This window comes from Pseudomonas sp. KH_046_2, from assembly GCF_057838985.1.
This window is the reverse complement of record NZ_CM174480.1, coordinates 5,969,939-5,991,339: the sequence shown is the minus strand read 5'-3', so window position 1 is coordinate 5,991,339 and position 21,401 is coordinate 5,969,939. Positions and strand designations below refer to the sequence as shown.

At 59.9% G+C, this 21,401-nt stretch carries 20 protein-coding genes; 14 read left to right on the top strand and 6 right to left on the bottom strand.

The window, feature by feature from the left end; all coding sequences use genetic code 11:
• The first annotated feature begins 9 nt into the window (after positions 1-9).
• The 6 genes from AC3IX1_RS27335 (at position 10) to AC3IX1_RS27310 (ending at position 6,981) form a co-directional block, all read left to right on the top strand.
• On the top strand, positions 10-1,374 hold the full coding sequence (locus tag AC3IX1_RS27335) for an aspartate aminotransferase family protein (RefSeq protein ID WP_489386488.1): 1,365 nt from the start codon (positions 10-12) through the stop codon (positions 1,372-1,374).
• Between the two features lie 188 nt (positions 1,375-1,562).
• A complete protein-coding gene (locus AC3IX1_RS27330; protein ID WP_056726423.1) occupies positions 1,563-2,675 on the top strand; it encodes a polyamine ABC transporter substrate-binding protein in 1,113 nt (370 codons plus the stop codon).
• Between the two features lie 188 nt (positions 2,676-2,863).
• The gene (locus tag AC3IX1_RS27325; RefSeq protein WP_489386487.1) at positions 2,864-3,961 is read left to right on the top strand and encodes a polyamine ABC transporter substrate-binding protein; all 1,098 of its coding nucleotides are present in this window, start codon (positions 2,864-2,866) and stop codon (positions 3,959-3,961) included.
• Between the two features lie 73 nt (positions 3,962-4,034).
• A complete protein-coding gene (locus AC3IX1_RS27320) occupies positions 4,035-5,177 on the top strand; it encodes an ABC transporter ATP-binding protein (protein ID WP_489386486.1) in 1,143 nt (380 codons plus the stop codon).
• Between the two features lie 35 nt (positions 5,178-5,212).
• Positions 5,213-6,094, top strand: a complete 882-nt coding sequence (locus AC3IX1_RS27315; RefSeq protein ID WP_489388795.1) for an ABC transporter permease subunit — start codon at positions 5,213-5,215, stop codon at positions 6,092-6,094.
• Positions 6,091-6,981, top strand: coding sequence for an ABC transporter permease subunit (locus AC3IX1_RS27310; RefSeq protein WP_489317606.1), 891 nt, complete (start codon positions 6,091-6,093; stop codon positions 6,979-6,981). Before AC3IX1_RS27315 ends, AC3IX1_RS27310 begins: the two co-directional genes overlap by 4 nt.
• Before the next feature lie 142 nt (positions 6,982-7,123).
• Here the strand turns inward: AC3IX1_RS27310 and AC3IX1_RS27305 are convergent, their stop codons facing one another.
• On the bottom strand, positions 7,124-7,765 hold the full coding sequence (locus AC3IX1_RS27305; RefSeq protein ID WP_489386485.1) for an HD domain-containing protein: 642 nt from the start codon (positions 7,763-7,765) through the stop codon (positions 7,124-7,126).
• A gap of 290 nt (positions 7,766-8,055) precedes the next feature.
• On the opposite strand from AC3IX1_RS27305, the gene AC3IX1_RS27300 reads away from it, so the two are divergent.
• Entirely contained in the window at positions 8,056-9,021 is a 966-nt protein-coding gene (locus AC3IX1_RS27300; RefSeq protein WP_489386484.1) for a GlxA family transcriptional regulator, read from the top strand.
• A 145-nt stretch (positions 9,022-9,166) separates the two neighbouring features.
• Here AC3IX1_RS27300 and AC3IX1_RS27295 read toward each other — a convergent pair whose 3' ends face one another.
• Both AC3IX1_RS27295 and AC3IX1_RS27290 read right to left on the bottom strand, forming a co-directional pair.
• Positions 9,167-11,566 carry a penicillin acylase family protein gene (locus tag AC3IX1_RS27295; protein WP_489386483.1) on the bottom strand — a complete coding sequence of 800 codons (2,400 nt, stop codon included), beginning with the start codon at positions 11,564-11,566 and terminating at the stop codon, positions 9,167-9,169.
• A 103-nt stretch (positions 11,567-11,669) separates the two neighbouring features.
• The gene (locus AC3IX1_RS27290; protein ID WP_489386482.1) at positions 11,670-12,251 is read right to left on the bottom strand and encodes a DUF6436 domain-containing protein; all 582 of its coding nucleotides are present in this window, start codon (positions 12,249-12,251) and stop codon (positions 11,670-11,672) included.
• A 96-nt stretch (positions 12,252-12,347) separates the two neighbouring features.
• On the opposite strand from AC3IX1_RS27290, the gene bipL reads away from it, so the two are divergent.
• A complete protein-coding gene (gene bipL / locus AC3IX1_RS27285; RefSeq protein ID WP_489386481.1) occupies positions 12,348-13,295 on the top strand; it encodes a phospholipase BipL in 948 nt (315 codons plus the stop codon).
• 104 nt (positions 13,296-13,399) lie between these two features.
• On the opposite strand, the gene AC3IX1_RS27280 is transcribed toward bipL, so the two are convergent.
• On the bottom strand, positions 13,400-14,152 hold the full coding sequence (locus AC3IX1_RS27280; protein WP_489386480.1) for a DUF2059 domain-containing protein: 753 nt from the start codon (positions 14,150-14,152) through the stop codon (positions 13,400-13,402).
• 108 nt (positions 14,153-14,260) lie between these two features.
• On the opposite strand from AC3IX1_RS27280, the gene AC3IX1_RS27275 reads away from it, so the two are divergent.
• Positions 14,261-14,893 carry a 2OG-Fe(II) oxygenase gene (locus AC3IX1_RS27275; protein WP_489386479.1) on the top strand — a complete coding sequence of 211 codons (633 nt, stop codon included), beginning with the start codon at positions 14,261-14,263 and terminating at the stop codon, positions 14,891-14,893.
• 2 nt (positions 14,894-14,895) lie between these two features.
• Positions 14,896-15,381, top strand: a complete 486-nt coding sequence (locus AC3IX1_RS27270) for a 2-thiouracil desulfurase family protein (RefSeq protein WP_489386478.1) — start codon at positions 14,896-14,898, stop codon at positions 15,379-15,381.
• Positions 15,382-15,522: 141 nt separating this feature from the next.
• On the opposite strand, the gene AC3IX1_RS27265 is transcribed toward AC3IX1_RS27270, so the two are convergent.
• Entirely contained in the window at positions 15,523-16,107 is a 585-nt protein-coding gene (locus AC3IX1_RS27265; protein ID WP_489386477.1) for a transporter substrate-binding domain-containing protein, read from the bottom strand.
• Between the two features lie 134 nt (positions 16,108-16,241).
• Here AC3IX1_RS27265 and AC3IX1_RS27260 point away from each other — a divergent pair, with 134 nt between their 5' ends.
• Positions 16,242-16,667, top strand: coding sequence for a DUF4399 domain-containing protein (locus tag AC3IX1_RS27260; RefSeq protein ID WP_489386476.1), 426 nt, complete (start codon positions 16,242-16,244; stop codon positions 16,665-16,667).
• Between the two features lie 122 nt (positions 16,668-16,789).
• On the opposite strand, the gene serA is transcribed toward AC3IX1_RS27260, so the two are convergent.
• Positions 16,790-18,019, bottom strand: coding sequence for a phosphoglycerate dehydrogenase (serA, locus tag AC3IX1_RS27255; protein ID WP_095945603.1), 1,230 nt, complete (start codon positions 18,017-18,019; stop codon positions 16,790-16,792).
• Between the two features lie 206 nt (positions 18,020-18,225).
• Between serA and AC3IX1_RS27250 the strand changes: the two genes are divergently transcribed.
• The 3 genes from AC3IX1_RS27250 (at position 18,226) to AC3IX1_RS27240 (ending at position 21,334) form a co-directional block, all read left to right on the top strand.
• Positions 18,226-19,620 carry an FAD-binding oxidoreductase gene (locus tag AC3IX1_RS27250; RefSeq protein ID WP_489386475.1) on the top strand — a complete coding sequence of 465 codons (1,395 nt, stop codon included), beginning with the start codon at positions 18,226-18,228 and terminating at the stop codon, positions 19,618-19,620.
• A gap of 38 nt (positions 19,621-19,658) precedes the next feature.
• Positions 19,659-20,324, top strand: a complete 666-nt coding sequence (locus tag AC3IX1_RS27245) for a fumarylacetoacetate hydrolase family protein (protein ID WP_489386474.1) — start codon at positions 19,659-19,661, stop codon at positions 20,322-20,324.
• Between the two features lie 83 nt (positions 20,325-20,407).
• Positions 20,408-21,334, top strand: coding sequence for an SdiA-regulated domain-containing protein (locus tag AC3IX1_RS27240; protein ID WP_489386473.1), 927 nt, complete (start codon positions 20,408-20,410; stop codon positions 21,332-21,334).
• Positions 21,335-21,401 lie beyond the last annotated feature (67 nt).

Sequence of the window (21,401 nt, the reverse complement as noted above, 5' to 3'; positions counted from 1 at the left end):
GAGATTCGTATGACCAGCAACAATCCGCAAACCCGTGAATGGCAAATCCTGAGCAATGACCACCACCTGGCTCCGTTCAGCGACTTCAAGCAACTGAAAGAGAAAGGCCCGCGGATCATCACCAACGCCAAGGGTGTTTACCTCTGGGACAGCGAAGGCAACAAGATCCTCGACGGTATGGCCGGCCTGTGGTGTGTCGCGATCGGTTATGGTCGCGATGAACTGGCCGATGCCGCCAGCAAACAGATGCGCGAGCTGCCTTACTACAACCTGTTCTTCCAGACCGCGCACCCGCCGGTACTGGAACTGGCCAAGGCTATCTCCGACATCGCGCCGCAAGGCATGAACCATGTGTTCTTCACCGGCTCCGGTTCTGAAGGCAACGACACCATGCTGCGCATGGTTCGTCACTACTGGGCGATCAAGGGCCAGCCGAACAAGAAAGTCATCATCAGCCGCAAGAACGGCTATCACGGTTCCACCGTGGCCGGCGCGAGCCTGGGTGGCATGACCTACATGCACGAACAGGGCGACTTGCCGATCCCGGGCATCGTCCACATTGCCCAGCCGTACTGGTTCGCCGAAGGCGGCGACATGACCCCGGAAGAATTCGGTGTATGGGCGGCCAACCAGCTGGAAGAAAAGATTCTGGAAGTCGGCGTCGACAATGTCGGTGCCTTTATTGCCGAGCCGATCCAGGGCGCCGGTGGCGTGATCATTCCGCCAGACACTTACTGGCCGCGCATCAAGGAAATCCTCGCCAAGTACGACATCCTGTTCGTGGCTGACGAAGTGATTTGCGGTTTCGGTCGTACCGGCGAGTGGTTCGGCAGCGATTTCTACGGCCTCAAGCCCGACATGATGACCATCGCCAAGGGCCTGACTTCGGGCTACATCCCGATGGGCGGCCTGATCGTGCGTGATGAAGTGGTGGACGTGCTCAACGAAGGCGGCGACTTCAACCACGGCTTCACTTACTCCGGTCACCCGGTAGCTGCCGCGGTGGCGCTGGAAAACATCCGCATCATGCGCGACGAGAAGATTATCGAGCGCGTTCATGCAGAAACGGCACCGTATTTGCAAAAGCGTCTGCGGGAACTGAACGATCACCCGCTGGTGGGTGAAGTTCGTGGGGTGGGTCTGCTGGGGGCCATCGAACTGGTCCAGGACAAGGCCACACGCAAGCGTTACGAGGGCAAGGGCGTCGGCATGATCTGCCGTCAGTTCTGCTTCGATAACGGCCTGATCATGCGCGCCGTCGGCGACACCATGATCATCGCTCCGCCACTGGTGATTACACCGGCGGAAATCGATGAACTGGTGACCAAGGCTCGCAAGTGTCTTGACCTGACCCTGAGTGCATTGCAGGGCTAAGTGCTAGGCTCTGAGCGGAAGTCCAAAGTTCTGCATATGAAGTTGGAACTTTCGCTCGGAACTGTCAGAAAGCGTGGCCGTTTCCTTGAAAGACCGATGTGGATCTTGCCAGACTAGCCGCGGTTCCAGTTGCCCGGGTTCGGCCGCTGAACAAGTGGTTCAAAAAAGAAAAATTTGGAGCATTACGCATGAAGGCACTAGGTAAAAAGCTCGCTGGCAAGACTCTGCTTGCCATGTCCGTGATGGGTTTGATGGCGGGCGCGGTTCAGGCCGATGACAAAGTACTGCACGTGTACAACTGGTCCGACTACATCGCACCGGACACCGTCAAGAAGTTTGAAGACGAGTCGGGCATCAAGGTTGTCTATGACGTCTTCGACAGCAACGAAACCCTGGAAGCCAAGTTGCTCGCAGGCAAGTCCGGTTACGACATCGTTGTACCGTCGAACAACTTCCTGGCCAAGCAGATCAAGGCTGGCGTCTACCAGAAGCTGGACAAGTCCAAGCTGCCTAACTGGAAGAACCTGAACACCGACCTGCTCAAGGCCGTTTCCGTGAGCGACCCGGGCAACGAGCACGCCTTCCCGTACATGTGGGGTTCGATCGGTATCGGCTTCAACCCCGAGAAGGTCAAGGCTGCACTGGGTGCCGACGCGCCGACCAACTCCTGGGACCTGCTGTTCAAACCTGAAAACGCCGCGAAGTTGAAGTCGTGCGGTATCAGTTTCCTCGATTCGCCAACCGAGATGATTCCGGTGGCGCTGCACTACCTGGGCTATCCAACCGACAGCCAGGACAAAAAACAACTGGCCGAAGCCGAAGCGCTGTTCCTGAAAATCCGTCCTTCGGTAGGTTACTTCCACTCGTCCAAGTACATCTCCGACCTGGCCAACGGCAACATCTGCGTGGCCGTGGGTTACTCGGGTGACATTTACCAGGCCAAGTCCCGCGCGGAAGAAGCCGGTGGCAAGGTGAAAGTCAGCTACAACATTCCCAAAGAAGGTGCCGGCAGCTTCTACGACATGGTCGCCATCCCTAAAGATGCCGAAAACGTCGAAGGCGCCTACAAGTTCATGACCTTCCTGCAGAAGCCGGAAATCATGGCTGAAATCACCAACGCTGTGCGTTTCCCGAACGGTAACGCGGCTGCAACTGCGTTGGTCGATAAAGACATCACCAGCGACCCGGGTGTTTACCCACCGGCGGACGTGCTGGCCAAGCTGTACGCGATTGCCGACTTGCCGGCCGCGACCCAGCGGATCATGACCCGCAGCTGGACCAAGATCAAATCCGGTAAATAAGCCGGTTTGATGCAACAACCTGTTGTCGTCATCCGCGCGGTGGCGACGACAGGTGCAATTAAATGACAGAAAGTTTTGCTGGAACGGTTTTTCGAGGGTAAGTTGCGCGCCGGTTTTGTTGCCGGGCAACCACGGTTGTCATGTAGCGCGGGGCAACTTGGGCCCAACTAATTTCAGAGGACCTCCACTTGCCTATTTTTTCTATGTTACGCAATGCCATGCTGGTGGGGGCCGGGCTGACAATTGCTGTCAGTGTCCAGGCCGCCGGTACCGTGCATATTTATAACTGGTCGGATTACATCGGCGAGACCACCCTGGCCGATTTCCAGAAAGCTACCGGTATCAAGCCGGTTTATGACGTTTTCGATTCCAACGAAACCCTGGAAGGCAAGCTGTTGGCCGGGCGTACCGGTTACGACGTGGTCGTGCCGTCGAACCACTTCCTCGGCAAACAGATCAAGGCCGGGGCATTCCAGAAGCTCGACAAGTCGCAGCTGCCGAACTATTCGAACCTCGACCCGGTGCTGCTCAAGCGCCTGGAGCAGAACGATCCTGGCAACCTGTACGCCGTGCCGTACCTGTGGGGCACCAACGGCATCGGTTACAACGTCGACAAGGTCAAGGCTGTGCTGGGCGTCGATACCATTGATTCGTGGGGCGTGCTGTTCGAGCCGGAGAACATCAAGAAGCTGCAAAGCTGTGGCGTCGCGTTCCTCGATTCCGCCGATGAAATGATGCCGACAGTGCTTAACTACATGGGCCTGAACGCTAACAGCACCGATCCCAAGGACTACGAAAAGGCCACCGCCAAGTTGCTTGCAGTGCGCCCTTACGTGACCTATTTCCACTCCTCCAAGTACATCGCGGATCTGGCCAACGGCGATATCTGCGTGGCGATCGGTTTCTCCGGCGACATCTTCCAGGCCAAGAACCGCGCCGAAGAAGCCAAGAAAGGCGTGAACATCGCCTACTCGATTCCGAAAGAGGGCGGCGCGCTCTGGTTCGACATGCTGGCGATTCCGAAGGACTCGGCCAACGTCAAGCAGGCCCACGCCTTCATCAACTATTTACTGAAGCCTGAGGTGATTGCCCAGGTCAGTGATTACGTCGGCTATGCCAACCCCAACCCGGGGTCGGACAAACTGATGGAACAGTCCATTCGCACCGACGAAGCGGTTTATCCACCGCAAGAGGTGCTCGACAAGACTTACGTGTCAGTCGAGTTACCGCCGAATATTCAACGTTTGATGACCCGCAGCTGGACCAAGGTCAAGACGGGTAAATAGCTTCAAGGCTCAAACTATCCAAGGTTGGCTCTCCTTGAGCGAACTGCACTCTTTTTTTCTGGGAGTTTCGTAAATGGCAGTTGCCTCCGGCGCCTATAAGAAAGCCCTCGAGGGCGACCAGCAACCTAAACAGGTGCTGGTCAAAATCGACCGGGTCACGAAGAAGTTCGACGAGACGATTGCCGTGGACGATGTGTCCCTGGAAATCAAGAAAGGCGAGATCTTCGCCCTGCTCGGCGGTTCGGGATCGGGCAAATCCACTTTGCTGCGCATGCTCGCAGGTTTCGAACGGCCCACGGAGGGGCGCATTTTCCTCGATGGCGTAGACATCACTGACATGCCGCCCTACGAGCGGCCGATCAACATGATGTTTCAGTCCTACGCCCTGTTCCCGCACATGACCGTGGCGCAGAACATTGCCTTCGGCCTCAAGCAGGACAAGATCCCGACTTCTGAAGTCGACGCCCGCGTGGCCGAAATGCTCAAGCTGGTGCAGATGAGCCAGTACGCCAAGCGCAAGCCGCATCAATTGTCCGGCGGTCAGCGTCAGCGTGTGGCCCTGGCCCGTTCCCTGGCCAAGCGTCCGAAGCTGTTGCTGCTCGACGAACCGATGGGTGCACTGGACAAGAAGCTGCGTTCGCAAATGCAGCTGGAGCTGGTGGAGATCATCGAGCGCGTCGGCGTGACCTGCGTCATGGTGACCCACGACCAGGAAGAGGCCATGACCATGGCCGAGCGCATCGCGATCATGCACCTGGGCTGGATCGCCCAGATCGGCAGCCCGATCGACATCTACGAAACCCCGACCAGCCGCCTGGTCTGCGAATTCATCGGCAACGTGAATATCTTCGAAGGCGAAGTGATCGACGACGCCGAAGGCCACGCGATCATTACCTGCAAAGACCTGGATCGTCAGATCTACGTCGGCCACGGCATCAGCACTTCGGTGCAGGACAAGTCGGTCACCTACGCGATCCGTCCGGAAAAACTGCTGGTCACCGCCGACATGCCGACCTGCCAGTACAACTGGTCCAGCGGCAAGGTCCACGACATCGCCTACCTGGGCGGGCACTCGGTGTTCTACGTCGAACTGCCAAGCGGCAAGCTGGTGCAGTCGTTCGTGGCCAACGCCGAGCGTCGCGGGCAGCGGCCGACCTGGGGTGATCAGGTCTACGTGTACTGGGAAGACGACAGCGGCGTGGTGCTCCGCTCATGAACATGCGCAAATTCAAGCGTCGTCTCAATCGAATAATTCCCGGTGGCCGTCAGATGGTCATCGGGGTTCCATTCATCTGGCTGTTCCTGTTCTTCATGCTGCCGTTCTTCATCGTTCTGAAGATCAGCTTCGCCGAAGCGGACGTGGCCATTCCGCCTTACACCGAAATCTACAGCTACGCCGAGCAGAAGCTGCAGTTGCTGCTTAACCTGGGCAACTACGCGATGCTGGCCGGTGACGAGCTGTACATCGCCGCTTACCTCGGCTCGTTGAAGATGGCGCTTTTCAGCACCATCCTCTGCCTGCTGATCGGCTACCCGATGGCCTACGGCATCTCCGTTGCCCGCAAGGAAATGCAAACGGTGCTGGTGCTGTTGATCATGATGCCGACCTGGACCGCGATCCTGATCCGCGTTTACGCGTGGATGGGCATCCTCAGCAACAACGGCCTGCTCAACGGTTTCCTGATGAGCATGGGCTGGATCGACGAGCCGCTGCAGATCCTCAACACCAACCTGGCGGTCTACATCGGCGTGGTTTATTCCTATCTGCCGTTCATGATCCTGCCGCTGTACGCCAACCTGGTGAAGCACGACCAGAGCCTGCTGGAAGCTGCATCGGACCTGGGTTCGAGCACCTTCAACAGTTTCTGGAAAATCACCGTGCCGCTGTCGAAAAACGGCATCATCGCCGGCTGCATGCTGGTGTTCATCCCGGTGGTGGGCGAGTTCGTGATCCCGGAACTGCTCGGCGGTCCGGAAACCCTGATGATCGGTAAAGTGCTCTGGCAAGAGTTCTTCAACAACCGTGACTGGCCGGTGGCGTCTGCACTGGCGGTGGTGATGCTGGCGATCCTGATTGTGCCGATCATCCTGTTCAACCGCAGTCAGGCCAAGGAAATGGAGGGTAAAGAATGAAGCGCTTCCGTTTCTCCAGCCTGATGCTGGTAGTGGGTCTGTTGTTCATCTACCTGCCGATGCTGATCCTGGTCATCTACTCGTTCAACGCCTCCAAACTGGTAACGGTGTGGGGCGGCTGGTCGATCAAGTGGTACGTCGGCCTGCTCGACAACAGCCAACTGATGGGCTCGGTGGTGCGCTCGCTGGAAATCGCCTGCTACACGGCGATTGCAGCGGTGGCGCTGGGCACATTGGCGGCGTTCGTCCTGACGCGCATTACGCGCTTCAAGGGCCGTACCCTGTTCGGTGGCCTGGTGACTGCGCCGTTGGTAATGCCTGAGGTGATCACCGGTCTGTCGCTGTTGCTGCTGTTCGTGGCCATGGCGCAGATGATCGGCTGGCCGCAGGAACGCGGCATCGTCACCATCTGGATCGCCCACACTACGTTCTGTGCGGCCTATGTGGCGGTGGTGGTTTCGGCGCGCTTGCGCGAGCTGGACCTGTCCATCGAAGAGGCGGCCATGGACCTGGGTGCACGGCCGTGGAAGGTGTTCTTCCTGATCACCATCCCGATGATCGCACCATCACTGGCAGCGGGCGGCATGATGTCCTTCGCGTTGTCCCTCGATGACCTGGTGCTGGCGAGCTTCGTGTCGGGCCCGGGTTCCACGACCCTGCCGATGGAAGTGTTCTCGGCGGTCCGTCTGGGGGTCAAACCCGAGATCAACGCCGTGGCCAGCCTGATCCTGCTGGCGGTGTCCATCGTGACCTTCCTGGTCTGGTTTTTCAGCCGTCGTGCCGAAGAAAGCCGTCGTCGTGCGATCCAGCAGGCGATCGAAGAAGCGGCAGCCGACTCGTGGAAACAGCCGGACGTGCGTCGCGCGCAGGCACCGGAAGCGGCTTGAGCAATGCCAGGTTGACCTCATGATCGAGTTCAACCCAAGTCCAAAATGTAGGAGCGAGCCTGCTCGCGATGACGGAGTGTCAGTCGACTTAATTGTTGCCTGACACACTGCTATCGCGAGCAGGCTCGCTCCTACATTGGTTTTATGCAACCCAAGGGGATTTGCGGATGACCTCGACGAAATTCATCGGCTTGAACCCTGGCTCCTGATCCATCAACACATCGGTCTTCACATTCCCGAACGTGGTCTGCGGACGATGGCGCAAGCCCTCGGCAAACGCGCAGATGATGCACTCCTTGAACCCCTCGCCCCGTGGATGCGCATGCACCACCGCTTCGCGCTGCACGCTGGAAAACGCCGCGTAGTCCATGCCCAGCACGTCCATCTCAACTCCAGCCGTGACCAGCGCCACGGTGGGTCGCAAGTGCTGAGGCACGCCCGGCGTGGTGTGCAGGGCAATCGATAGCCAGACCTGTTCGATGTCGTCTTCGCTCAATCCGTAAGGCTTGAGAAATGCGGCTGCCGCATTGGCTCCATCGACTTCGAAGCGCTCGTTGTCGCTGCGATGACCTTGCACCAGGCCCAGGTCATGGAACATCGCGCCGACGTACAGCAACTCCGGGTTGTAGGCCAGTTGCTTGCGCTCGCCGCTCAGTGCGCCGAACAGGAAGACCCGACGCGAGTGGTGGTAGAGCAGGTCGGACTCGATATCGCGGATGTATTCGGTGGTGGCCTTGGCCAACGCGCTGTCGGGGATCCTGATGCCGGCTATGGTGGTGCTCATGGAGTTTTCCTCGTCGTGATGAAGGTTCCAGTCTGTTCCGGCCCTCGAAACCGGACAATCGATCCATGGCTGCGATCCCGGCCAATGAGCGTGCATATCGCGCCAACCTCGCTTGTTGCGTGTGGATTGGCTAGGGTGCATGCAGACCCTGTAGGAGCGAGCCTGCTCGCGATGCATGTGAGGGCGCCGCGTACATCCAGGCAGCTCCCGTCATCGTTGACGTCCATCGCGAGCAAGCTCGCTCCTACAGGTGAGCGTTGCAATCGGTGCCATGAGAGGCTCTTCGAACCATGAGTAAAACCGTAGCCATCGTGGTGTTCGCCGGCGTTCAGTCGCTGGATGTCACCGGTCCCATGGATGTGTTTTCCGAGGCCAATCGCTTCCTTGCCCCGCAGGATCACTATCGTCTGGAGGTGATCGGCGTCGAGCGCGGGTCGATGGCGTGCTCCAACGGTTTGGCGCTCAATGCCCATCGGCATTTCAGCGAAGCGCTGGAGCCGTATGACCTGTTGCTGGTGGCGGGCGGGCCGCAGTTGCCGTTCATGGATTTCGGCAGGGCATTCGATGGCTGGTTGCGCGATGCCTGTGCCCGGGCCAAGCGCTTTGGCTCGATCTGCAACGGCGCGTTCATGCTCGCCAGGGCCGGATTGCTGGAGGGGCGCAGGGTCACCACGCATTGGCAGGACGCATCGGATCTGGCGGCGCTGTGTCCCTCGTCCCGGGTGGAAGCGGATCGACTGTATGTCGAGGACGGCGAGCTGTTCACCTCGGCCGGGGTCACAGCGGGGATCGATCTGTCGTTGTATCTATTGGGCCGGGATCACGGGCCGGAAGTTGCACTGAGCGTCGCCAAGCGGTTGGTGGTGTTCACCCAGCGTTCGGGCGGGCAATCGCAATTCAGCCCGTTCCTCACGCCCCACGCCGAGCCGGATTCGGCGGTGGCAATGGTCCAGCATTACGTGCTGGCCAACCTGACGGGCGACCTGACCATCGCCGACCTGGCCAATGCCGCCAACATGAGCGCGCGCAACTTCTCCCGGGTGTTCGCCAGGGAAGCGAAAATCACCCCGGCCGAGTTCGTCGAGCGGGCGCGGGTCGATGCGGCGAGGACGCTGTTGGAGAGTACCCGCGCGCCGCTCAAGACCGTGGCCTATCAATGCGGTTTTCGCGATGCCCAGCATATGCGCAGTGTGTTCAATCGCAGGTTGGGGGTAACGCCGCAGCAGTTCAGGTTGAATTTTGCGGCGATGGTTTGAGCTGATATTTTTTTTGCCTGTGAGGGCCTCTTCGCGGGCAAGCCCGCTCCCACAGGGTTCTCTGGTGTTCACACAATTTGTGTTCGACACAGATCCTTGTGGGAGCGGGCTTGCCCGCGATGAGGCCAGTCCTGCCAACGCCGAATTATGGCGCAGCCCGCGCCGGCAACAGCTTCAAGGTGCTGCGGGTATTGGCCGTGACTTCTTCGTCATTCAGATGCGCCTGGAAGTACATCCCCTCGACGTAGGCCTCGGCCTGATCGTCAAAGTGACTGTCGAACAGCACGCCGCTCTGGCCGACCGGATTGACGGTCAGGCTGTGGGCCGGGTCGGAGAAGTCGATCAGGCGCCGGGTCGAGGGGCCGTAGGTGACGGGCCAGGGTGCCGGGCCGATTTTCGCCGAGAGGTTGTTCGGCACTTCATGGCTGCCGGGTGCGGCGAAGGGGCCGACATTGAAGAACAGGTCCAGCGGCTTTTGCTGCCCCAGCGGATGGCCGTGGGTCAATGTGTGCGCGTTGCCCCACTGCCATTGCGAGGCGTCTGCGCCGAGGGTGTTCTTGAGGTGCGCGAGGCTGGATTGCCAGGCTGCCTTCACCGTATCGGCACGGGTTTCCTGGCCGAGGGTGGTGCGGTTATCCCACCACGGTGAATCGGCGCTGGCGGCCAGCCGAGGGAGCGCGGCGTCGATCACTCGGGTCGAGAGCAGCGTTTCGAAGAAGTCGTTACCCAGCTCATCGTGCATCGTCGCGTCAGCCAGGTTGAACAGGAACTGGTTGAACAGCGTAGCGCTGGTCGAGTCGAGGGGGTAATCGCCTGTCCACTGGGCCAGTTGCTCCACCAGTTTGAGTTCGGCGGAATCGCTCACCACTTGGCGCAACACCGGCAACAGCGGTGCCAAAAGGCGCGGGCCGTAGGCGGTGGTGGTGCCCAACTGCAGCTTCTGGCTGTTTTCCAGGTCCCATTTGACCGCTTTGTCGCTGAGCTGGCGATTGAGTTGCTGGCCACGATCGGCAAGGTTGTAGTAGCCAGGAATCTCCATGCCGGTGGGTGAAACCGGCTGGAAGTTCGCCGAGACGATATAGCCCCGCGCCGGGTTTTCTTCCTGAGGGTTGGCGCTGAACGGGTAGAAGCCATCCTTGTCCGCCTCGGCGGTGCTGCCGTCGAGGATGAACCACGGGCGAACCCCCGCCGGACGTTTAGGCAGTTGTGCCGCCGCCCACCAGCCGATGTCACCCTTGGCATTGGCCCAGACAACGTTGAGGCCCGGAGCCTGGATTTTTGCTGCGGCATCGCGGGCCTTGGTCAGGGTGTCGGCGCGATTGAGCTGATAGAAGCCCTCCAGAATCGGGTTCTGGCTTTCGAGAAAAGCCCACCACATGGCAATCGGTGTTTTGCCGACGCTGCTGCCCAAGGCATCGTTGACGATCGGGCCGTGGGGCGATTGGCGCAGCACCAGCGTCACCGGTGCCTGGCCCTTGACCGCGATCTGCTGCTCGCTGGTCGTCATGTCCACCCATTTGCCGCGATACCAGACCTGATTGGGGTTGTCCGGGTTGACCTTCTCGGCGATCAGGTCGAGGTCGTCATTCTGGAACATGGTGATGCTCCAGCCGAAGTCGTGGTTCATGCCCAGGGAGGCGAACGGCATCAAGGCCTGATAGTGGCCGTAGAGTTCAAAGCCCGGCGCCGAGAGTTGCGCTTCGTACCACACCGACGGTGCGGAAAAACGGACATGCGGATCACCCGCCAGCAGTGGCTTGCCGCTTTGGGTCCGGCTGCCCGCGACGACCCAGGCGTTGCTGCCCTCGAACTGTGGCAGACCGTTGTCAGCCAGGGCTTGTTCGCTCAGGCGGGCGAGAGCGTTGAGGTCTTTCCAGTCGGCGCTGGCCAGGGTGGTGCCGGTCCCGTTGAGCACGCCCTTGGGCTGCCAGTCGAGATCGAAGATGTTCAGGTATTGGGGGCCTAGTTGATCGCGTACGAAAGTCAGCAAGGGTTCGGTGCGAAATGCCGCGGCAAAGCTGTAGGCCATGTAGCCGGCGATGCTGATGGTGTCCTGGGCCGTGAATGGGCGTTTTGGAATGCCCAGTACATCGAACTCCACGGGTTTGGCGTGGCTGTCCTGATACTGGTTGATGCCGTCCAGATAGGCTTGCATGGCGATGAAGGAGGGCGACTGCTTGTCGAGGTTCGCCAGGTAGGTTTCGGCGCGTTCGCGAATGCGCAGGCTGCGCATCAGTTTGTCGGTGTCGAGCAGTTTCGGCCCGAGTACTTCGGCCAGTTCGCCACGGGCCAGGCGACGCAGGACTTCCATCTGGAACAGGCGGTCCTGGGCATGCACGTAGCCGAGGGCGCGGTACAGGTCGGTTTCGTTGTTGGCGCGGATGTGCGGGACGCCGCGCTCGTCGTAGCGCACAGTGACGGAGCCTTGCAGGTGTTGCAGTTCCACCATGCCCTGGCGTGACGGCTGCTTGCTGTAGAGGTACCAACCGGCCCCGGCGGCCAGCATGACGATCAACAGAGCGAGAGCGGTCAGGCTGCGTTTCATGGAGACTCCTTGTTGTTATTGTGATTCCTGGCGCCACTGTGTAACACGGCGCGCCGATTTGGCGCATCGCCCGTAGGAGGGATTCGTATTACCGCGTCTTTCCCTATTTAGTTGGCTCAACAGGCCACGGGCAGTAACACCCCACGGCCAGTGTGTGCGTGGCACTCACTGCACGGCCTTCATCCAGCGCTTGCAGGATCGGTTCGATAAAACTGTTGCTCGAATTGCAGGTCAGGCCTTCGCTATAGGGGCCGAAGTACGCCAGTTTGCCGCTGCGATCCCAGATCGCCACAGCCGGGCTGGCGGGGATCTGTTCGGAACCGGGCAGGATGTCGATGGTTTTCAGGCTGCTCAAGGTGCTCGGCAATTGGCCGTGGCTACCGGGTTTTTGCACGACATAGAATTCCACGCCATGGGGTACATAGCGCTCGACCAGTTCGGTCAGGTGTTGTTGATTGCCGACATTGCACGGGCAGGCCGGGTCCCAGAAATGCACCAGGCGGATGGCGCCAGGGCCGGCGAGAGATTCGGGAAGGCGCAGCGGATCGCCGGAAAACATCGCGGTGCGCTCGCTGAACGCCCGCAGGTAATGCCCCTGGAACCAGTCGTAGGCCGCCCACAGCATGCCGGCACACACCGCGGCGAGCAGGCTGGCAAACAGGGTGGCGCGAAGGGGAGGGCGCATCGGTTCAATCCTCGAAGGGCGGCTAGCTTGCCATGCTTGCCGCGACAGATGAATATCGCAGGCCTATAAAGTCCGTTTCACGTTCTGGAATCGTCCATGCCGGCTACTTTCGACCCTGATCTTCTACGTGCAAGCCTGCTGCCATTGGCGGCCGGGCAGCCGTTGTCGGCGCAGGCGCAGGCTTACCAGCGATTCTACGGGCTGGATTTTGCCCCGCGTCAGGTGCGCAGTGGCCTTGGGCGATTCGAGGTCGACGGTTATGAGCTGGTCAGCCAGTTCTGGTGGCCCGAGCGAGCAAAGGCCACGCTGTTTGTCATCCATGGTTTCTACGACCACACCGGGCTCTACCGGCATGTGATCGAATGGGCGCTGGACCAGGGTTTTGCGGTGATCGCCTGCGACTTGCCGGGGCACGGCCTGTCCAGTGGCGAACGGGCGAGCATCAAGGATTTCGCCGAGTATCAGGACACCTTGCAAGGGTTGTTCAGCGAGGCGCAGTCCCTCGACTTGCCGCAGCCGTGGCACCTGTGCGGGCAGAGTACCGGCGGGGCGATCGTGATCGATCATGTGTTGAATGCGGGGGCGGACAGCCCGGCCCAGGGCCAGGTGATTCTGCTGTCGCCGCTGGTGCGGCCGCGGGCGTGGGGTTGGTCGCAACTGAGTTACTACCTGCTCAAGCCTTTTGTCAAAGCCATCGCCCGACGTTTCAGCGAGAACTCCAACGACCCGACCTTTCTGCCGTTCCTGCAGGCCGATCCATTGCAGCCGCTGTGCCTGCCGACAGCCTGGGTGGGCGCGTTGGCGCGCTGGATCAAGCGCATCGAGGCCGCCCCCATGAGTACCCGCCGGCCGCTGATCGTGCAGGGGCAGGCCGACATGACGGTGGATTGGGAGCACAACCTGGAAGTGTTGCGGGGCAAGTTTGATCGGCCGCAGGTGCTGATGCTGCCTGAGGCGCGGCATCATCTGGCGAATGAAACGCTGGTGATGCGAGAGGAGTATTTCGGGTTTTTGACCAGGCGGATCAAGGGTCGCAATCCCTAGTGACAGTGAGGGCCTCTTCGCGAGCAGGCTCGCTCCCACATTTGGAATGCATTCCCCTGTGGGAGCGAGCCTGCTCGCGAAAGCTATCTAGAGGGCGCCGAAGATCACTGGGTCAGGTTCGAATTGCTCTGCCCCACCGCCAACCCCGCCCGAATCGCCGCCAACGCCGCTTGATAATAAGCCTGGCCTTCCGTCGATTCGGCAAAGGTCGCGAACTCTTCCAGTTCGTTGTCCGACAGGTCGCGATAGACATACAGCAGCGTATTGTTCAGATCACTGCCGATTTGGTCCATCAGGCGCTGACGCTGGCCGTTGAGCATGCCCTGGGCCTGACCGGCACCGAGCAACCCGGGGATCATCGAACTCAAGCTATCGGCGGCGACGCCGGCAATCGCCAGGCTGACTTCCGCGCCGGCTTCGCGTGCGGGCAGGGCTTGTGCCAAGTGGCCGATGATCAGCATGCGGCTGTCGCTGGCCTGCATCTTCGGCAGACCCTTGGCGTTTTTCGCCAGTTGGTCGCGACGGGTCGCCAGCAGCTCGGCGGCGACGATCTTCTTGCCCAAAGGCGATTGGAAAAACGTCAGTGCAGGTTTGGGGTCGGCGAGGTTCTTGCGCAATTGCGCTTCGGCACGCTGGTCCACCGCCTTGGCGGAAAAACGCTGATTGCTGTTACTGACCAGTGCCTGAAACACCGCCGGAGGCAGGCTGCCCTGGTAGCGTTGCTGAGCGGCCGAGAGGGCGTCGCTGAAATGCGCGCGTTGTTCCGGCCAGCCGGCGACCTTGTACAACTGGTCGTGGCCGTCTGCCCAAACGGGCAAAACGCAGAACATCAGCAGTGATAAAAGCAAACGGCGCATAGGGACTCCAGTCAGCAGGCGACTATTCTCCGTGCGGCATCCGTACTTGTCGAGAATTCGTATCAACCCGCTGCGCGGCTCTGTCGGATTTCCTGGCACAGGAATACTATGCGCGCCATGCAAATATCCTCGGATCACCCGCTGCTGTTACGAATCGTCGACGACCTGGCCGAGCACGGCTGGTCGCAGCAGAATATTTTCCTGCCCCTGGATCTGACCCGGGCGCTGGCGGGCGAGTGTCGCAAACGTGCTGCCGAGGGTGAGCTGGCTCCGGCCGCCGTGGGCCGTGGGCCGTCATCGGAGATCCGCGAAGGGATTCGTGGCGACCATATCCAGTGGATCGACCCCGGCCAGGCCGAGACTTGCGATAGCTACCTGAATTTGATGGACAGCCTGCGCGAGGCGATCAATCGCGGTCTGTTTCTCGGCCTGGAGGATTTCGAAAGTCATTTTGCGATGTACCCGCCCGGTGCGTTCTACCTGAAGCACGTCGACCGCTTTCGCGATGACGATCGGCGCATGGTTTCGGCGGTGGTTTACCTCAATGAAGCCTGGCTTCCCGAACACGGCGGCCAGTTGCGCATGTACCTCGACAATGATCGCGTCCACGACGTGCAACCTGTCGGCGGCTGCCTGGTGGTGTTTCTCTCCGGAGAGGTTCCCCACGAAGTCCTGCCCGCGACCCGTGATCGCCTGTCGTTGACCGGCTGGTTCCGCCGGCGCGGCAACGAGCCGTTCTGAACATGCAGAAAATTCTCGTCAGCCGTTGCCTGTTAGGCCACCGGGTTCGTTACGACGGCGGGGCCAGCGGGCCGTTCGATCAGCTTCAACAGTGGCTTGATGAGGGGCGGGTCGTGCCGTTGTGCCCGGAGGTGGCCGGTGGTTTGCCAACACCTCGGGCAGCGGCGGAAATTCCAGGCGGGCAGGGCACGCAAGTCCTCGATGGCCAGGCGTTGGTGATCACCACCGAGGGCGAGGACGTCAGTGAGCAGTTTCTGTCGGGGGCGTATCAGGCGCTGGAGCTGGTACAAAAGCACGGCATCCGCATCGCTGTCCTCAAGGCCAACAGCCCGTCCTGCGGCAATCTGCTGACCTATGACGGGACGTTCAGCGGCGTGAAGGTCAGTGGCGCGGGCGTGACGGCGGCGCTACTCAAGCGCCACGGGGTGCAGGTGTTCAGTGAGCTGGAGTTGCCGCAGGCGGTGCAGGCGTTGGCAACGCTGAACTGACAACCGACACAAAACCAAATGTGGGAGCGGGCTTGCTCGCGAAGGGGGAATGTCAGTCGAAAGAGATGCTGACTGACACACCGCCTTCGCGAGCAAGCCCGCTCCCACAGGTTTTGCATTCACTTGGGCTCCAAGGTGGGCTCAAGGCTTCGGCACCGCACCCGCATCCGCCCCCAACCACTTCTGCTCCAGCGCTTGCAGTCGCCCGTCATCCTTGATCCGCTGCAAGGCGTTTTCCAGGCTGGCATGGAACGCCGGATTACCCTTCTGAAACGGAATCGCCAGGCTCACGGCCGGGTTGGTTTTGGGCTTCTCTTCCGTCAGCGACTGCACCAGCAGAATGGAGCGCGGCTCTTCTTTCTGCGCGATCAATTGCGCATTGGTTTGAATGTAAGGTTCGCTGAAGTCGAAACGATCCTCGAGATCCGGGGTCACTGCAATGTGGTTGATGGCGATGTCGTATTTGCCGCTTTCAACACCTGTCAGCAGGTCGCTGCCGTCGGTGACGACAAAGTCGGCCCGGACATCGAGTTCACTTGCCAGCAGTTGGCCCAGCTCGACTTCGAAGCCGGTGAGCTTGTCGTCATCCTTGAAATTGAATGGGGGAGTGTTGGCTTCAACGGCAATGCGCAATTCGCCCCGGTCGTTGACGTCATCAATCAGTTCGGCGTGAGCCAAAGGGCTCAGAAGGGGTAGCAGGCAGATCAGGCCAGGCAGAAAGCGCATGGTCACTCCTTGAATTTATTATCGCGATCCTCTGATTCAGGCTCGCTTTGCTATGGTTGTCGAGTGCCTTCGACAACGAATGGCCATGAAGTTGTCATGGTCACGCGGATTTTACGGAAAAACTGGAGAAGAGAATGAAAACCTTTATGTCACGTGCTGCTTTGGCTGGCCTGTTGATGGGTGTTTCTGTGCTGGCCAGTGCTGCAACGCCGGCTCCGAAAGGCGCCGAAGTGTCCATCGTGTCTCCCAAGGATGGCGCGACGGTTCCACAGACAGTCGTGGTCAAGTTCGCGGTCGAGAACATTGCCTTGGCACCGGCGGGCAATACCACCAAGAACACCGGTCATCACCACTTGCTGATCGACGTCGACGAACTGCCAGCCGCCGGGTCGCCGATCCCCAAGGATGCCAACCACATGCATTTCGGCAACGCGCAGACCCAGGCTGAAGTAACGCTCACGCCGGGCGAGCACACCTTGCAGTTGGAGCTGGGCGATAGCAACCACATGCCGTTCGATCCGCCGATCGTTTCCGAGAAGATCACCGTCAATGTGAAATAAAAAAGGGAGCCCCCTTCGGAGGGACTCCCTTTTTTACAGCTGCAAGCTGCAAGCTTCAAGCTATAAGCCTCAAGTCAAAGCAAAAGCGAGCTCGACTTGCCGCTTGAAGCTTGCAGCTGCTTTTAGAACAACACACGGCTACGGATGGTGCCGTTGACGTGTTGCAGCTTCTCTTGCGCCAGGTCCGAGTACTCGGCGTCGACGTCAATTACCACGTAGCCGACTTTCTCGTTGGTCTGCAGGAACTGACCGGAGATGTTGATGCCGTTTTCGGCGAAGACCTTGTTGATCTCGCTGAGCACGCCCGGGATGTTTTCGTGGATGTGCAGCAGGCGGTGCTTGCCAGGGTGAGCCGGCAGGGCCACTTCCGGGAAGTTCACGGACGATACCGAAGTACCGTTGTCGCTGTATTTGACCAGTTTTTCCGCCACTTCCAGACCGATGTTGGCCTGGGCTTCAGCGGTGGAGCCACCGATGTGCGGGGTCAGGATCACGTTGTCCAGGCCACGCAGCGGGCTTTCGAACTCTTCGTCGTTGGAGCGTGGCTCCACCGGGAATACGTCGATGGCCGCGCCGATCAGGTGCTTGTCCTTGATCGCGTCCGCCAGGTGGTCCAGTTCGACCACGGTGCCGCGGGCGGCGTTGATCAGGATGCCGCCTTTCTTGATGGCGCGGATTTCCTTCTCGCCCATCATCCACTGGGTGGCGGCGGTTTCCGGTACGTGCAGCGAAACGATGTCGGACATCGCCAGCAGCTCGTGCAGGTTGCCTACCTGAGTGGCGTTACCCAATGGCAGCTTGGTGATGGTGTCGTAGAAGTACACCTGCATGCCCAAGCCTTCCGCCAGGACCGACAGTTGAGTACCGATCGAGCCGTAGCCGACGATGCCCAGCTTCTTGCCGCGGATCTCGAAGGAGTTGGCCGCACTCTTGATCCAGCCGCCACGGTGGCAGGAAGCGTTCTTCTCAGGGATGCCGCGCAGCAGCAGGATCGCTTCGGCCAGCACCAGCTCCGCTACGGAACGGGTGTTGGAGTACGGTGCGTTGAACACCGCGATGCCGCGTTCGCGGGCGGCGTCCAGGTCGACCTGGTTGGTGCCGATGCAGAAACACCCTACAGCCACGAGCTTCTTCGCGTGATCGAAGATCTCTTCGGTCAGTTGAGTGCGGGAGCGAATGCCGATGAAGTGAGCATCAGCGATCTTTTCCTTGAGCTGGGCTTCCGGCAGAGAACCAGTGAGGTACTCGATGCTGGTGTAGCCCGCCGCCTTGAGGACGTCGACAGCCGATTGGTGGACGCCTTCGAGAAGAAGGAACTTGATCTTGCTCTTATCGAGAGAAGTCTTGCTCATCTGCGTAAACCTGTATCCCGGAGAAAAATGGCAGGAAAGGGAGCAGCCCGGAGCTGACCCGCACGGCAGGAAAGCCGTCACCGCAGAACAGCCCTTGGGCACTATCCTGCGGGGTCGTTATGCTAGCATATGCACCCCGCTAAACACTCATTCCTGCGACGTGAAGCGTTCTCAGGATGACCATGAATTGTTCGAGAGTTCTGTCGATGACCAATCCTGCCCTGATTGAAGAGCTGAAGACCCTGGTTGAGCCTGGCAAGGTGCTGACCGATGCCGACTCCCTGAATGCTTACGGAAAGGATTGGACCAAGCATTTCGCCCCGGCCCCGACCGCCATCGTGTTCCCCAAGACCACCGAGCAGGTCCAGGCCATTGTTCTGTGGGCCAACAAACATAAGGTGGCGCTGGTGCCTTCCGGCGGTCGCACCGGCCTTTCCGCAGCAGCGGTGGCGGCCAATGGTGAAGTCGTGGTGTCCTTCGACTACATGAACCAGGTCCTCGACGTGAACCTCACTGACCGCACGGCCGTTTGCCAGCCGGGTGTGGTCACTAAACAACTGCAGAACGTCGCTGAAGAAAAAGGCTTGTACTACCCGGTGGACTTCGCATCGTCCGGTTCGAGCCAGATTGGCGGCAATATCGGTACCAATGCCGGCGGGATCAAGGTGATTCGCTACGGCATGACCCGTAACTGGGTCGCCGGCATGAAAGTGGTCACCGGCAAGGGCGACGTGCTGGAACTGAACCGCGACCTGATCAAGAACGCCACCGGCTACGACATGCGTCAGCTGTTCATTGGCGCCGAAGGCACCCTCGGGTTCGTGGTCGAAGCGACCATGCGCCTGGACCGTGCACCGAAAAATCTCACCGCCATGGTCCTCGGCACCGCCGATTTCGACTCGATCATGCCGGTGCTGCACGCCTTCCAGAGCAAGCTTGACCTGACCGCCTTCGAATTCTTCTCTGACAAAGCCCTGGCCAAAGTCATGGCCCGTGGCGATGTGCCGGCGCCGTTCGAATCCGATTGCCCGTTCTACGCGCTGCTGGAATTCGAAGCGACCACCGAAGAAGTGGCCAACCACGCCCTGGAAACCTTCGAGCACTGCGTCGAGCAGGGCTGGGTGCTGGACGGCGTGATGAGCCAGAGCGAAACCCAGTTGCAGAACCTGTGGAAGCTGCGCGAATACATCTCCGAAACCATTTCCCACTGGACGCCGTACAAGAACGACATTTCGGTCACCGTATCGAAAGTTCCGGCATTCCTGAAGGAAATCGACGCGATCGTCGGCAAACACTACCCGGACTTCGAAATCGTCTGGTTCGGTCACATTGGTGACGGCAACCTGCACTTGAACATCCTCAAGCCGGATAACCTGAGCAAGGACGAGTTCTTCGCCAAGTGCGCCACCGTCAACAAGTGGGTGTTCGAAACCGTCGAGAAGTACAACGGCTCGATCTCCGCCGAACACGGCGTGGGCATGACCAAGCGTGACTACCTGACCTACAGCCGTTCACCGGTCGAGATCGAGTACATGAAAGCGGTCAAGGCGGTGTTCGACCCGAACGGCATCATGAACCCGGGCAAGATTTTCGCTGTTTGATTTTCGAACTTTAAGAGCCAACGAAGCAGGAGTCGGTAATGAGCTATCAGCACCAGTATGTCGACGGTACGCGCATTCACTTCCCGCTGGGGAAAGTGGTGTGCATCGGCCGTAACTACGCCGAACACGCCAAGGAACTGGACAATCCGGTGCCGACCGAGCCACTGCTGTTCATCAAGCCGGGCAGTTGCGTGGTGCCGCTGGAAGGCGGTTTCAGCATTCCGACCGAGCGCGGTTCGGTGCATTACGAGGCGGAAATCGCGGTGTTGATCGGCAAGCCGTTGTCGACCAAGCCGAGCGTTGAAGAAGTGCTCGATGCCATTTCCGGTTTCGCCCCGGCGCTGGACCTGACGCTGCGCGACAAGCAGGCTGAGCTGAAATCCAAGGGGCTGCCTTGGGAGATCGCCAAGTCGTTCGATGGCGCGGCAGTGCTTGCTCCATTCGTGTCCGGCAGCACCTTTGCCGACCTGACCGACATCGGCATCCGCCTGACCATCAACGGCGAAGTGCGCCAGGACGGCAACAGCAGCGCGATGCTCAACCCGATCGTGCCGATGATCCAGCACATGGCCAGCTGCTTCTCGTTGCAGGCCGGGGACGTGATCCTCACCGGCACGCCAGTGGGCGTTGGTCCGCTGAATGTCGGTGACGAGATCGTTCTGGAATTGCCGGGCGCCAGCAGTTTCACCAGCAGCGTTCGCTGATCTACCCCTGCCCGCTGTAGGAGCTGGCAAGCCAGCTCCTACAGCTATTACCCCTAGCCTGAATTTCTGGAACGCATTCCCCGATGGCCACTGCTCCGCTTTCCAAGCTTGAACCTGCCCGCCGCTCGCGCTTCGCCCTGCGTTGGCACACCTGGCTGCTGTTGGTGGCAGTTGTCGCCTACGGCGTTGCGTTCGCCATGCACTGGGATTCCCGGGGCGTGCTCTGGGTGAAAGAGCAATTCAAAAGCCCGGCCGAGCGTCAGGCCAGTATCTGGCTTGCGGACTATCGGGCGGTGATCGATGCCAAGCCGTTGCCGGGCATGGAGAAGGATGAAGCATCGGACGTGGCCTACGACCCTCAGACCAAGACCCTGTTTGCGGTCATGGGCAAGAACCCGTTCCTGGTCGAATTGAGCTTGCAGGGCGATGTACTGCGCAAAATGCCATTGGTCGGCTGGAGCAACCCGGAGGGCGTCACCGTGCTGGGCGACGGTCGACTGGCCATTGTCGATGAGCGCGAGCATCTGATCGCTATCGTCAAGGTCGATGCCGATACCCGCGAATTGAATATGGCCGACTTCCCGAAATACGACCTCGGGCCTTCCAAAGACCAGAACAAAGCGTTCGAGGGCGTCACCTGGGACCCGAGCAATCAGCAACTGCTGCTGGGCGAAGAGCGCCCGCCGGCATTGTTCGCCTGGAAAGGTGACGGCAAGGTCCTGACCGGCGACAAGCTGAAGCTGGCCAGCCATGCGCTGGACATGCGCAACCTGTCTGCCCTGGCCGTCGATCCACGGACTGGCCACATGCTGGTGTTGTCCGCTGACTCGCACCTGTTGCTGGAGCTGGACAAGAAGGGTGAGCAGGTCAGTTTCATCACCCTGCTGCGTGGCTTCAACGGCCTGAAAAATACCATTCCGCGCGCAGAAGGCGTGACCATGGATGAAGCGGGCACGCTGTACATGGTGAGTGAGCCGAACCTGTTTTATCGCTTTGAAAAACAGAAGTAACCAACGCCTGCGCTGATTGCCTGTACGTAAAAGGCCAGCGACCATTAAGCTTCAGTTCAGACGGGCG